Consider the following 15241-nt stretch of genomic DNA (forward strand, 5'->3'; position numbering starts at 1 on the left):
GTACGGAGAAGTTTATGGAAGTGATGGAATCACATCTTGTTTCAATAGATTACCAAATTAGACAACTGCGAGAAATCCAGCCAGTAACACCTTTAGTTAATGGGGTAATTCATAATACAATAGAATCTAGAAACAAGAAAACTGATTCTATATATAGAGATTTACGCGATAAAATCTACAATTTAACTACTAATTCTCCGGTTAACAAGCTGGCTTTATATCTATCAGCTATTAAAATTTTAATATTTAAATATACTGCTCAAGAAGAGTTTGTTGTGGCAACGGGGGCTTTGAATCTAGACAAGTCTGATAGCTTGATATTCTCCCGATTTTCCAGACAACAGTTTATTTTATTTAAGGATTTACTCAAAATAACTCGTAGTAATCTACAAGAAGGATACCATCATCAAAGCTATGATGTAAACGCTCTTGTGGAAACATTTATTGCCAGAGGCGGAAATCCAGCAGCGATTTTTGATATTGCTCTGATTCAAGAGGGATTGTGTAGCCGCAGTTCTTTATTAAACAACTTTCAACTAGTTTTTGAAATTGATGCTCAAGATACTTCTATTTCTGTAACTTTTCCAAAAGATGCTTTCGGTGGAGATTTTGTGCAGAGAATGCTGGGACATTTTCTCCAAATTCTAACAGTTGTTACGGCAAATCCCGATCGGAAATTATCAGAAATTGACATACTAACAACACAAGAACGCAGTCAATTACTGACATGGAATCATACAGAAATTCAATATCCTCAAGATAAATGTATCCATCAGCTATTTGAAGAGCAAGTAGAGCAAAATCCCGATGCAGTAGCGCTAGTATTTGAAAATCAGCAATTGACCTATCGGCAGTTAAATGAGCAAGCTAATCAGTTAGCACGCTACTTGCAAACACTAGGCGTAAAACCAGAGGTACTGGTAGGTATTTGCATAGAGCGTTCCCTAGAAATGGTAGTAGGACTGTTGGGGATTTTAAAAGCTGGGGGAGCTTATGTGCCATTAGACCCTAGCTATCCAGCAGAACGTCTGGCTTACACGCTTCAAGATGCAGTAGTGCCAGTGTTGCTCGCTCAGAAGTCGCTGTTAACGGCGATACCAAAAAATCAGGCAATTGTGGTGTGTTTAGACACAGATTGGGAAGTAATTAATTCTTGCAGTCGGGAGAATCTAGTTAGTGGTGTCCAGCCAAATAACTTGGCTTATGTAATTTACACTTCTGGGTCTACAGGAAAACCTAAGGGTGTATTAGTTAATCACCAAAATGTGACTCGTTTATTTGCCGCTACTCAGTCTTGGTATCACTTTTGTGCAAGTGATGTGTTTACACTATTCCATTCAATTGCCTTCGACTTTTCGGTTTGGGAACTCTGGAGTGCTTTGCTGTATGGTGGACGTTTGGCGATCGTCCCCTACTGGGTAAGCCGCGATTCCTCAGCTTTTCACAACCTGCTGCGTCAAGAGCAAGTCACGGTTCTCAACCAAACGCCATCTGCTTTTCGCCAACTGATCCGGGTGGAAGAACTGGCAGAAAATCAAGAATCGAAACTCAGCTTACGCCTAGCGATCTTCGGTGGCGAAGCTCTGGAGCCGCAAAGCTTAAAGCCCTGGTTTGAGCGATATGGCGATCGCTCTCCCCAATTAGTAAATATGTACGGGATCACAGAAACAACCGTCCATGTTACCTATCGATCACTGACAATAGCAGATGTTAACAATAGCAAGAGCCTGATTGGTTCCCCGATTCCCGATTTGCAATTGTACATTCTAGATGAACAGCTAAAACCTGTACCTATCGGAATCGGGGGTGAGATGTATGTTGGTGGTGCTGGGTTGGCTCGCGGCTATCTAAATCGTCCAGAACTGACAGCAGAGCGGTTCATTACTAATCCGTTTAGCGACGAACCAGAGGCAAGGTTATACAAAACCGGCGACCTAGCCCGCTATTTAGAAAATGGAGACATTGAATATCTCGATCGCATCGATAATCAAGTTAAAATTCGCGGTTTCCGCATCGAATTGGGAGAAATTGAAGCTGCACTGCTAAAACATCCAGAGGTGCGGGAGGCAGTGGCGATCGCCCGAACTGACCAACCAGGAGACAAGCGCCTAGTAGCTTATATAGTTGCCAAACCCTCAAATCAAGCATTTGAGAACCAATCCCATAGCGAACAAATATCACAATGGCAACAAGTATTTAACGATACTTATCGCCAAAATGCTCCCAGTCAAGACTCAACGTTCAATATTATCGGCTGGAACGACAGCTACACAGGTCTACCCATTCCTCAAGAACAAATGGGTCAATGGTTGGACTCTACTGTTGAGCGGATTCTGGCTTTGCAGCCCAAGCGGGTGCTGGAAATTGGTAGCGGTACGGGGATGCTGCTGTTTAGGATTGCTCCCCAATGTTCGCGCTACTGTGGCACTGACATTTCCGACAATGCTATCCGTTATGTGCAGATGGAAATGCAGAAAACTGGCAGCCCTTGGTCGCAGGTGCAGCTAATCAACAAACCAGCCCACGACTTTGAGGGTTTTGAAGCCAAAACATTTGATGCAGTTATCCTCAACTCAGTTGTTCAGTATTTTCCCAGCATTGATTATCTGGTAAGTGTCTTAGAAGGTGCAGTGAAAATGGTAGCGCCAGGGGGCTTTATCTTTGTGGGGGATGTGCGTAGTCTACCCCTACTGTCAGCTTTCCATGCCGATGTCATCCTGTACCAGACATCCCAAGAGCTACCTACAGAAGATTGGTGGCAGCGCGTACAAAAAAATCTCCAAGAAGACCAAGAACTGGTAATTGACCCGGTCTTCTTTAATGTTCTGGTGCAACATCTGCCGCAAATCAGCCAAGTCCAAATTCAGCTCAAACGAGGTCGCGATCGCAATGAGCTAACACGGTTCCGCTATGATGTGATTCTCCATGTAGGAGACAGGGTTTCTCCCTCAATCGAGCCTCAGTGTTGGGACTGGCAGCAAGATGAGTTGACATTATCCTCGGTTCGCCAACTTTTACTAGAGACACCAGAGATTGCGATCGTCAAAAATGTTCACAATGCACGTCTTTGGCAACAAGTCAAGCTCTTAGAACTACTGGCAAGGGATGAAAAACCAGCCACAGTCGGCGGTCTACTCCAAAACTTAGAAGCTCTCACCCAGCAAGAAGGGATAGAACCTGAAGACTTTTGGAGCTTGAGTGAGGAGTTACCTTACAGCATCGACATTAGCTGGTCGGATACGGGGACAAATGATTGTTATGATGTTGTGTTTAGCAGGCGATCGCTAGGGCTAATATCTCATGGAATACTACCTCTACTTAAGGAAACGCCCCAACTCAAACCTTGGAATCACTATGCTAATAATCCTTTGCAGGGTAAATTAACTCGCCAGCTAGTCCCACGGCTACGCAGTTTCCTCAAACAGTCTCTTCCCGACTACATGATTCCCTCCGCCTTTGTAACGTTGGAGGCACTACCCCTAACATCCAACGGCAAAGTTGACCGCCGCGCTTTACCAGCACCCCAAACAACTAGAGCCGACTTGGAAAAAGCTTTTGTCGCACCTCGAACTCTAGAAGAGCAGGTACTAGCCGACATTTGGGCTGAGATTCTCGGTCTGGAACGAGTTGGTATCCACGACAACTTCTTTGTCTTAGGCGGCGATTCCATCCGCAGTATTCAAGTTTTAGCCCTAGCAAAAGAAAGAGGTTTGCACTTCTCAGTTCAACAGATGTTTTTACATCAGACGATTTACGAACTGACGCAAAATCTCGCCACAGCAAAGACTAGTAATAGAATCACAGAAAAAGTCCAGCCGTTGGCTCTGGTCTCTGAACAAGACCGCCTCAAGTTACCCGACAATATTGAAGATGCTTATCCGCTTGCTAGACTTCAGATGGGGATGTTGTTTCACAGCGAGTACAGTCCTGGTTCTGCTGTCTATCACAACGTCAACAGTTTTCATCTGCGAGTTGTTTTCGACGAATCAAAATGGCGGATAGCTGTACAAGAACTTGTTGCTAATCATTCTGTACTGCGGACTTTCTTCGATGTCAGCAACTTCAGTGAACCGTTGCAGTTAGTTAGGCGCACAGTTCGTGTTCCTTTGGTAGTAGAGGATCTGCGCCATTTATCTGCCCCTGACCAAGAAAGTATTTTGAATGCTTGGTTTGCAGCCGAAAGAAAACAAAATTTTCGTTTAGATAGTCCTCCTCTATTACGCTTTCATATTCATCGCCGCAGCGATGAGACATTTCAGCTAACTTTGATCGAACACCACGCCATTCTCGACGGATGGAGTGTAGGCTTACTATTCACTGAGTTACTGCAAAGATATTTATCCTTATTAGGTGAAGAAATTCTACCTCTCAATCCACCAAGAGCGATCGCATTCCGAGACTTTATTGCTTTGGAGCAAAAAGCTCTCAATTCCCAAGAGTGCCGACAACATTGGTTGGAAAAACTTAACGGTATTACTATTACAAAGTTGCCTCGTTGGCCTCAATCCTACCACTTACATGAACCTGAATTAGGGGCATTGGGTACTCAAGAAGTAACCCTATCTATAACAGATTCTCAAGCTTTAAAACAGGTAGCAAATAAAGCAAAAGTTACCCTCAAAAGCGTACTTTTAGCCGTACATCTGAAAGTGTTAAGTGTGCTTTTCGATCGGTCTGATGTCTTAACAGGTATGGTATCTAATGGTAGACCAGAGGAAGCTGATGGAGAGCGAGTATTGGGACTTTTTCTGAATACTTTGCCATTGCGTTTACAACTCTTGGGAGGCACTTGGATAGACTTGATGCAAGAGACATTCAAGGCTGAACGAGAATCCCTACCTTTCCGACGATATCCCTTAGCTGATTTGCAGTGGAATTTGGGCGGTCAGCCTTTATTTGAAACATCGTTTAACTTTACCCATTTTCACGTTTACCAAAGTATCTTAGGGCTGCCAGGTCTACAGGTATTAGATAGCAAATTTCTCGGAAAAACAAACTTCACTCTGGGAGTCCACTTTACTTTGGATCTCGTCTCGTCCCAGATACATTTAACCCTAAAATACAATGCCAGCGAGTTGTGCCAAGAACAGGCGATCGCCATTAGCAATTATTACACTAGCACCCTGGCGGCAATAGCTAGTGACCCTTCACAACGTTATGAATCATTCACTTTACATCTTCTAGAACAAGACAAAACTGCAATATTTCATGCTCAACAAAGCCAGATTTCACTACAACAAATTGAGTTGAATACTAATGCAGCATGGCAAAGCAATATTTTAGCAAGTCAAGAGCATAAAAAACATCTAGATTACTGGCGACAGCAACTTAACGATGGGCAACTACCCCGCGTTCACTTACCTACAGATTTCCGCCGTCCTCCTATAAAAACATTGAATGTTTCTCGTTTAAACTGGACATTCCAACCAGAAATTGTCTCTGGTTTACGAATGATTTGCAATCAAACAGAAACTACTTTATTTATGGGACTTGTGGCGGCAGTAAAAATATTACTTTATCGCTACAGTGGTCAGCACGATATTGCTATTGGTACAGAAATTATCACTCGCAATAATTATCAACTTGCATCTCCAAGCCAATTTTTGAATACAGTTGTTATCCGTGACGAAATAGAACCAGATCGAGGATATCAAAATCTGCTAATTAAAGTTCGTCAAACTGTTACCGAGGCATTTGAACATTCTGCTTATCCGTTTGATATTTTGGTAAAAGAACTGGCAAATTCCAGTGAAATTAACCGCACACCATTGTTCGATGTGTTGGTACTTCTGCAAAACATTAGTCAACCTGTAGAAGAAGTAGAGATAAAATCCCTGGGTTCGCTCAATTCTCCAAGCAAATTTGACCTCTCTTTTGTTTTTCTTGAACAGAACAACGAACTCAGTTTAGCTCTAATTTACAACACAGATATATTCCAGGCTGAGAGAATACAACAAGCCCTAAGACATTTGGATAAACTACTTCTAGAAATGATAGTGAATCCTAGCCAACCAGTTTGTAAATTTCCTCTTTTGTCAGCCGCAGAAACATCTTTTATCGAAAGCTTTATCAAACCAATTCCTCGTTTAGAAACACGCACAGTTATCCATGATTTTATCGACCAAGTAAAAGCCTTACCAGATAAAACATCAATTATTTATCCGGGTGGAGAATTTAGTTATCTAGAATTAGATATACTTACTAACTCTTGGGCTAACATCTTTAAAGATTTAGGCATTCAAAAGGATATTCTTTGTGGCGTAATGCTTGAAGGAGATTATCGTCAAGTATTAGCAATGCTAGCAGTATTTAAAGCTGGGGGAATTTATTTACCTCTGCGTTTGGATGAACCAGAAGAACGTTATTCACGTATGATGGTTAAAACATCCCCCACTATGATAGTGGTCGATCGCGAAAATTTAGAGACTATCAAACTTCGACTAGCAGTATTACCAAAACCCCCTCATATATTAGTCGCAACTGCCCATGAAATTCAGCAATACTATCAGTGGAATGGCACAATTTATCAATGCTTGCCTGTAGTTGCAAGTAACGATCGAAAAGCTTTAGTTATACCTGATGCTGATGATTCTAACTATATTATGTTCACTTCCGGGTCAACAGGTGAACCCAAAGCTATACTTGGTAGTCATGGCAGTTTACGCCACTTCATCAACTGGGAAAAACTAGAATTTGGGATTAATCAAAACTGGCGCTGTCTGCAAATTGCAAAAATTAACTTTGATGCTTACCTTAGAGAAACTCTTGTCACTTTATGTTCTGGAGGTACTCTCTATATTCCAGATAGCATAGACCGCGAAGATTCGGAGCGTTTATTACTGAGATTGGGAGAATGGCAAATTAACTTACTACATACTGTACCTTCAGTAATGCGCCTATTTTTAAATATTGGTCGCAATTTAGCTAATGCTAACCAATTGCTTAAGAATTTACGAGTTTTGGTGTTGGGAGGAGAACCTTTATTTGTCAAAGAATTGTGCGAATGGCATCAAGTTTTTGGTTCTCAGACAGAATTTGTAAATATTTATGGGGCAAGTGAAACCACTTTTGTCAAACATTTTTATCGAATTCCCGACCCGAATAAAATCACTTATGCCAGAGTTCCTGGAGGGAAAACATTGCCAGAGGCGGCGTTTGCAATCATTGATGGAACTCGTCCCTGTGCTGTCGGAGAAGTAGGAGAAATCTTTGTCAAGTCGCCTTATTTAACAAAAGGCTATTACCAAGATGAAAGTTTAACCAATTCTGTTTTTGTACCCAATCCTTTGAATAACGGCGCTGATGTAGTTTACCGTACAGGAGACTTGGGACGACTGCTACCCGATTTGACGGTGGAGGTGATAGGACGCAGCGATAACCAAGTGAAGTTGAATGGAGTACGGATTGAGTTGGGAGAAATTGAAGATGCACTGGCTGCTGTTGATGGTGTAGAAAAAGCACTGGTAATTGCAGAGAAAAAAGAAGAATCGGTGACAGTCATTGCATTTTATCAAGCAAAAAACGCTGTAAATCATCAACAGATCGGCAGCCAATTGAAACAAGTGTTACCAATTTATATGCAGCCAACTTATTTGATGCAGTTGGCTGACTTTCCATTATTGCCAAATGGCAAAATCAATCGTCTAGCACTACTAAAAACAGAAGCAAATATTCTTCAAACAAACAATCAAATTACTAACCTTAATCAACAAGAGGCTTTATTAGCTTCAATTTGGAGTGAATTATTAGAGGTAGAGGTGAGTGACGCGAATCAGTCATTTTTTGAATTAGGAGGAAATAGTTTAAAAGCAATGCGCTTAGTGTCGCATATCCGCAATCGCTTTGGAGTTGCACTGCGATTACGAGAAATATTTACTCAAAATACTTTAAAAGCTCAAGCTGATTTGATTCAATCACGACAAAAAAAATGATAAAGTCACTACCGAATCAACAATATTACGAAGTATCCCACGCTCAAAGGCGGATGTGGATTCTGCACCATATAGATGAATATTCCAGCGCTTACAATATTAGGCTGGCAATGAGAATCAATGGCAGCTTAGATATTTCGGCATTTACAGAAGCTTTTCAACAACTTGTGAGTCGTCACGAAATTTTGCGAACTAGTTTTACAAGTGTCGCAGGTGACATTCAGCAAATTTTGCATGAAAAATTGCCTACAGAAAAATTAATAAATTTTCAAGATTTAAGAGGGCAAAAAGATGTTGAGGCCGTAGCTGATACCTTAATTCAAGAATCAGCTAACTCGCGCTTTGATTTAGAGAAGTTACCTCTGATGCGAGTTTTATTAGTGCAGATCGAGTCAGAGGAATTTTTGTTTGGTTTGACCATACATCATATTATTGGGGATGCGCGATCGCTCGATATCCTTTTCCAAGAGTTTGTTACTTTATACTCTGCTTACACGCAGCAAAAAACTGCCGTTTTACCTCCATTACCATTGCAATATAAGGATTATGCTGCATGGCAAAATCAGTGGTTAGAAAGTGAGGAGGTAAAAGAACAACATAGTTATTGGTGCGATCGCTTTGCCGAACAACCACCTATACTCAACTTATCTCCCGACTTTCCTAGACCGCAATTTAAATCTTCTCAAGCTGGTGTATATACTTATAATTTCAGTCAAAATATCGGCGATAAATTACGCTCTTTTGCTGCTGGGAATAATACAACTCTATTTATAACTCTCTTAACTTTATTTAAAATATTACTCTACCGTTACACAGGGCAGCACGATTTAGTCATTGGTATACCTATTTCTGGACGCAATCATCCAGACCTAGAAAACCAAATCGGATTTTATGTTAACACCCTAGCTTTAAGAACTTCACTCCCAGAAGCGGGAACTTTTAAACAAGCATTGGCAGAAGTAACAAATACTTGCCTCGATGCTTATGAATATAGTGATTATCCTTTTAATAAATTAGTATCTGCCCTGGATTTAGAACGAGATTTATCACGAAATCCTTTATTCGATGTGATGTTTTCACTGCTTAGTAAAGATAGTAAAACAGTGATGAAAATCCCGGGAATTGAACATAAAGCATACCCCCTGAAACCACGAACGGCTCAATTCGATTTGAGCTGGAGTCTGTTTGAAGATGCCAACGATTTAAGATTGGTCATCGAATACGAAGCCGATCTGTTTCGAGAAGAGACGATCGCCAGAATGAGCGGTCACTTTTTACAAATAATTCAGGCAGTAGTTGAGAATCCCGATTGCCAATTGTCACATATTGATTTACTAACTTTTGAAGAACGCTATCAATTACTAACTCAATGGAATAACACAGAAGTTGCATATCCTCAAGATAAATGTATCCATCAGCTATTTGAAGAACAAGTAAAACTTAATCCTGATACAGTTGCGCTAATATTTGAAGGTCAAAAATTAACCTACCAACAGTTGAATGAGCGAGCAAATAAATTAGCTCATTATTTGCGAGAAAAAGGCGTAGAACCAGAAGTATTGGTTGGAATTTTTGTTGAGCGATCTCTGGAGATGGTAATAGGAATATTAGGGATTTTAAAAGCAGGAGGAGCTTATGTACCTCTAGATCCTAGCTATCCAGCCGAACGTTTAGCTTATATGCTCTCAGATTCGGCAGTTTCTATATTGCTTACCCAGCAGTCCTTAATAGATTCTTTACCAGAAAATCAAGCCGAGGTGCTGTGTTTAGATAGTGATTGGCAGGTAATTGCTAACTATAGTCAGCAGAATCCCATCAGTCAAGTGACATGGGAAAATTTAGTTTATGTCATTTATACCTCTGGCTCGACAGGTAAGCCAAAGGGAGTAATGAATATCCATCAAGGCATTTGTAATAATTTATTGCGAACGATTGATGCTTATCCACTCACAACAAGCGATCGCATCTTACAAATAACTCCCTTTAGTTTTGATGTTTCAGTCTGGGAAATCTTCTGGTCTTTAATAGCTGGGGCTACTTTAGTAGTAGCTAAACCTGAAGGTCATAAAGATACTGCTTATTTGATTAACTTAATTGCCCAAGAACAAGTTAGTCAAATCAATTTTGTTCCCTCAATGCTGCGGGTTTTTCTTCAAGAATCAAATTTAGAAAACTGCCGTTGTTTAAAGCGAGTATTTTGTGGCGGAGAAGCACTATCTTATGAACTAACTCAACGCTTTTTTGAGCAGTTTGATTGTGAATTGTACAATTTTTATGGGCCAACAGAAACAGCAGTTGATGCCACTTTCTGGCAGTGTACGCCACAGTCTAATTATCAAATAGTTCCTATTGGTCGCCCCATTGCCAATACCCAAATTTATATCCTCGATTCTCATCTCCAACCAATTCCTCTTGGCATTCCTGGAGAATTGCATATTGGAGGCGCTTCTTTAGCTAGAGGCTATCTCAACCGACCAGAATTAACTACCCAAAAATTTATTTTTAATCCCTTTGGTAATGGCAAATTGTATAAAACTGGAGATTTAGCTCGTTATTTACCAGATGGAAATATTGAATATCTTGGTCGGATCGATAACCAGGTCAAGCTGCGCGGCTTACGTATTGAATTAGGAGAAATAGAATCGGTTTTAGAAACTAATTCCCAAGTAGAACAAACAGTCGTCATTCTGCATGAAAACCAACGGTTAGTAGCTTATGTAGTTAGAAAAGACCAGTCATTAACCCCTAGCGATCTGCGTCGTTTCTTACAGCATAAATTGCCAGCTTACATGATACCTTCAGCTTTTGTAATGTTGTCAGCTATGCCATTAAACCCGAATGGCAAGATAGACCGTAAAAAATTACCAAAACCCGATGAAACATCGATAGTAGAATCACCATATTTAGCTCCACGCAATCGCTCAGAAAGTATTTTAGCAAACATTTGGCAACAAGTTCTGCAAGTATCAAAGGTAGGAGTAAATGATAACTTCTTTGATATAGGTGGTCATTCATTACAAGCCATGAATCTGATGGCACTAATTTATCAAGAACTGGAAATTGATATTCCTTTGTCAATAATTTATGAAAAACCTACAGTAGCAGAATTGAGCGAGTATATCATCTACCTCAAAGAGATGAATATCCAACCTAAAGAACGTCCTTATGTAGTTTTCAATAAAGCACGAGAAAAAGCGATTTTTATATTTCCCCCAGCCCTTGGTTTTGCAGCAGCTTACGCAAATTTAGCTGATTATTTAACAAATTATGCTATCTATACTTTCAGATATATTGCCGATGAAGCAACTTTAGAAAAATATGCAGAATTAATAGATAGCCTAGCACCAAATCAAGACATAAAATTGATGGGACATTCAGCAGGTGGTTTTTTGGCAATGTTGATGGCTCAAAAGTTAGAAAGTCGCGATCGCATAGTTTCTGATGTGATTTTATTAGATACTTACAGAGACGGTCGTGAAGCTAAACAAGCCCAAATGTCAGAAATCATAGAAGGTGTTGATGGTTTCTTATTAAATCCCAAACGTCAGGAATTAAGACGTTACTTTATGGATAACCAAAAGTTACGCGATCGCACCTACAATCAAGTTTGGGAATACTTTAATTTTCTCTGGCATTCAGACCTAAAATATTTGCAAATTGAGGGAAATATTCATCTTATACGTGCTGAGGGAAACTACAATTACGAAGATGATTGGATACAAGCTACAAGAGGAGAACGAATCAATCATTATGCCTATGGGGTTCATCGAGAGATGATCGATCCTCCTTATCTCAATCAAAACGCCACTATTATTAATGCGATTCTCACTTAAAATTGAGAATTTGGAATTTACAAGATTCAGTGATTCTGGAGTGGTGTTTTAAGCAAAAACCTTAACGCCTGAATTAGGTTTTAATCGGACTTTGCACTTATTTCAATCACCTCACTGCATATATACAGTTTATTGAAAGAGTTTTTCCAACTATAAAATTTAGGACTAAAACAACAGATGAGTAAAGTAAGAGTTAATAACGAATGGGACGCTCTCGAAGAAATTATCGTTGGGCGTGCCACCAATGCACGTATTGCTTGTCGAGATCGAGGTTTGTTTGCAGTCGAATATAGAGATTATGGCAGCATTGAAAACATTCCCTCTGGTCAGTATAGCGATCGCATCATCGAAGAAACTGAAGAAGACCTTGACGAACTCGTGCGTACACTTCAAACCCTCAATGTAGTTGTTCAGCGTCCTGATGTAGTAGATCATTCTATTAAATTTCGTACCCCCGATTGGGAATCAGACGGTCAATACAATTACTGTCCCAGAGACCTATTTGTTACAGTAGGAACATGGATTATCGAAGCGCCAATGACGCTACGAGCAAGATTTTTTGAAACTCTTTCATTTAAATCTATCTTGATGGATTATTTGCAGAGCGGAGCTAGATGGATATCAGCCCCAAAGCCCAGACTCGCTGATGAAATTTATAATATTCACGATCCTAACTGTTCAGCAATCAAAGACCATGAGCCTCTATTCGATGCAGCAAACATATTGCGGTTAGGGAAAGATATTTTCTATCTAATTTCAGATACGGGGAACCGTTCTGGAGCATTCTGGCTGCAAACTATATTAGGCGAAGAGTATAGGGTGCATACTTATGACAACGTTTATAGTGGCAGTCATGTAGACACCACCATCGCTGTAATTCGGCCTGGTTTAGTTGTAGTGAATGCTGAACGAGTTGGCGAACAAAATCTGCCCGAACTGTTCAAGAGTTGGGATGTAATCTACCTGACAGAAGTCGTTGATATTGGTTATACAACAACATCCTATGCTTCTAAATGGATTGGTATCAACCTCCTGATGGTAAATCCAAATCTGGCGATCGTTGATAAATCACAAACTCCACTGATCGAACAGCTTGAGAAACGCGGTGTTGATGTTGTACAGCTTCAACTCAGACACGCAAGAACCTTGGGAGGAGGGTTTCATTGTGTAACGCTGGATGTGCGACGAAAAGGCTCATTGGAAAGCTATTGTAATACTTAAAAATTGCATTATGAACCCGATCTAATGCAATTATTAGTAAAAAACATACCTTAAACAATAGATATATCTATAGAATGCGTAAGTCTAAATAAAGGAGTTTAGCTATGGCTTATCACACCTACAAATCTCCGCTTCTATGGTTAGCATCGATAGTCAAAGACAGCCGAGTGAGTGTTGGAGAATATACCGCCTGTGACAACTCCATTACCTTTGCGTTGTGGTTTCCTGATGAGAGAATTGAGATTGGTAAATATTGCTCTCTAGCAAAAGATATTACTATCTTCGGTGGCGGAGAGCATCACATTACTAGGGCGACTACTTATCCATTTCGTTTGTTCTTCCCTCTCTCTCAAACCCAGTTTGCAGAACGGCGTGACGAAGTACGCCACAAGGGTACTACTTCAATTGGAAATGATGTATGGATTGGTTACGGTGCAACCATTTTGTCAGGAGTTAAGATTGGCAATGGAGCAGTCATCGGCTCTCAGGCAGTTGTTGCCAGTGATATCCCTGATTATACGGTTGCTGTAGGCAACCCAGCTAAGGTTATCCGCTCTCGATTCAGACCTGAAACAGTTGAACGTCTGCTGAAACTGCGTTGGTGGGACTGGGATACTAAGAAAGTTATTGCAAACCTAGAATGGCTTTACCAAAATCCTGACGATTGGCCAGAAGATATCCAGTTTAATGAATCTACAGAAGGTCTGCCAGATTTTCCTGCACCTGAACTTCTAGAGGAAGACATTAAAAACATCAGCAAAGGGTAAGGGAATCCACGTTTTAAGACGTGAGATTTGAAATGAGGACGCAATGCAAGCCGCGCAAAATGTAACACTATTATTAATAGTGTTACATCTGTCTTTTTGCGATAGTTCCGTCGGTGCTTTTAATGCCAGCTTTGACGCTGATATCTAGAGTTGCTGTTCTTGTCGGACAAAACACACACCCGAATGGCACGTTTGTTAACGGCAAACCCATTATATATAAGGCTTTTGGGTGTGGGGTGTGGCTGAGTGGGTGTAGTAAGTCAGAAATTTATTTGTATCCCCACTCATATTTACTAGAAACAGGGTGTGGGGTGTAGGGTGTAGGGTGTAGGGTGTAGGGAAAAATCAAGAAAAGTGAACAGGGTGCAGGTTGTATTGGGTGTGGGGTGTAGGGAAATTAAGACAGACACTCCGGGTGGGGCTTTTACCTGCCTTGCGAAATAAGGATTTTTCGCGCGCGTGGGGCGAGGCTTTAAACCTACACCCTACACCCTACACCCTACACCCTACCCCCAACACCCTGCCCAGACGAGCTTTCAGCTTTACAAGCGTGCCATTCACACACACCCAAAGCAGAAAATTGAACCCAAAAGAGAAATCACTATGACCCTGACAATGACACCCACTATTACTGCCTTTGAACGGTCGCCTGATGGCGGCAAGGGACTGGCGCGTGACATGCGCGTTCGCTGGGCGCTCGAAGAAGTGGGCCAACCTTACAACGTTCGTCTTGTTTCGTTCAGTGAGATGAAGCAACCCGCGCACCGTGCGCTTCATCCTTTCGGGCAAATTCCAACCTATGAGGATGGCGATCTCGCCCTGTTCGAGTCGGGGGCGATCGTGTTCCATATCGCGGAGCGCCATACAGGGCTGTTGCCAGACGATGCCAATAGTCGAGCGCGAGCGATCGCATGGATGTTTGCCGCACTTAACACGATGGAGCCGCCAATCGTTGATCGGGAAATGGCCACGTACTTAGAGCGTGATGAGGCCTGGTACGAGCAGCGCCTGCGTGTCGTCGAAGGTCGCATCCGTAACCGGCTCTTAGAACTTTCCAGTCACCTTGGAGATGCCGACTGGCTCGATGGCGCATTCAGCGCAGGCGACCTGATGATGGTGGAAGTGCTGCTCAGGTTGAAAGACTCGGGTATGCTGGACGACTATCCAAATCTCTCTACCTATGTCGCCCGTGGTGAAGCGCGGCCCGCCTTCAAGCGTGCTTTCGCCGCTCAATTAGCGGTTTTCACTGGCAAGCAACCGACTGGCTGACTAGCGCAAAAGAGAGATTTGACACTATTGCTCCTGCCCCCTGCCCCCTGTCCCCTGCCTCCTATTTGTATCAACTTTAAAGTGAAACGGTATTACATGTAATACCCATTGAGCATTAATGGCATCAGAAGCGGCGATCGCAGATAGGAAGATAATGTAGGTTTGCCCAAAAATTTATCCCTTGATGACCAAACCCCGGCATGAATTACGCAAACAATTG

The 15241-nt window shown here is 41.5% G+C and carries 5 protein-coding genes; all 5 read left to right on the forward strand.

Annotated elements, in window-relative coordinates:
* The first annotated feature begins 14 nt into the window (after window positions 1–14).
* The gene (locus tag RM049_RS22955; RefSeq protein WP_322705806.1) at window positions 15–7931 is read left to right on the forward strand and encodes a non-ribosomal peptide synthetase; all 7917 of its coding nucleotides are present in this window, start codon (window positions 15–17) and stop codon (window positions 7929–7931) included.
* Window positions 7928–11764 (forward strand): amino acid adenylation domain-containing protein, encoded by a 3837-nt coding sequence (locus tag RM049_RS22960; RefSeq protein WP_322705807.1) that lies wholly within the window; start codon window positions 7928–7930, stop codon window positions 11762–11764. The genes RM049_RS22955 and RM049_RS22960 overlap by 4 nt, the downstream gene beginning before the upstream one ends.
* 177 nt (window positions 11765–11941) lie before the next feature.
* Window positions 11942–12985, forward strand: a complete 1044-nt coding sequence (locus tag RM049_RS22965) for an inosamine-phosphate amidinotransferase 1 (protein WP_322705808.1) — start codon at window positions 11942–11944, stop codon at window positions 12983–12985.
* Window positions 12986–13089: 104 nt separating this feature from the next.
* Window positions 13090–13752, forward strand: coding sequence for a CatB-related O-acetyltransferase (locus tag RM049_RS22970; RefSeq protein ID WP_322672386.1), 663 nt, complete (start codon window positions 13090–13092; stop codon window positions 13750–13752).
* Window positions 13753–14355: 603 nt separating this feature from the next.
* Window positions 14356–15021 (forward strand): glutathione S-transferase family protein, encoded by a 666-nt coding sequence (locus RM049_RS22975; RefSeq protein ID WP_322705809.1) that lies wholly within the window; start codon window positions 14356–14358, stop codon window positions 15019–15021.
* Window positions 15022–15241: the final 220 nt, after the last annotated feature.

This window comes from Nostoc sp. DedQUE04 (assembly GCF_034530995.1).
Classification (GTDB): domain Bacteria; phylum Cyanobacteriota; class Cyanobacteriia; order Cyanobacteriales; family Nostocaceae; genus Nostoc.

What these genes read in the sequence shown, in the direction of transcription:
- RM049_RS22955 (WP_322705806.1), top strand. Translation starts at nt 15, where the DNA reads ATGGAAGTGATGGAATCACATCTTGTTTCAATAGATTACCAAATTAGA.
- RM049_RS22960 (WP_322705807.1), top strand. Translation starts at nt 7,928, where the DNA reads ATGATAAAGTCACTACCGAATCAACAATATTACGAAGTATCCCACGCT.
- RM049_RS22965 (WP_322705808.1), top strand. Translation starts at nt 11,942, where the DNA reads ATGAGTAAAGTAAGAGTTAATAACGAATGGGACGCTCTCGAAGAAATT.
- RM049_RS22970 (WP_322672386.1), top strand. Translation starts at nt 13,090, where the DNA reads ATGGCTTATCACACCTACAAATCTCCGCTTCTATGGTTAGCATCGATA.
- RM049_RS22975 (WP_322705809.1), top strand. Translation starts at nt 14,356, where the DNA reads ATGACCCTGACAATGACACCCACTATTACTGCCTTTGAACGGTCGCCT.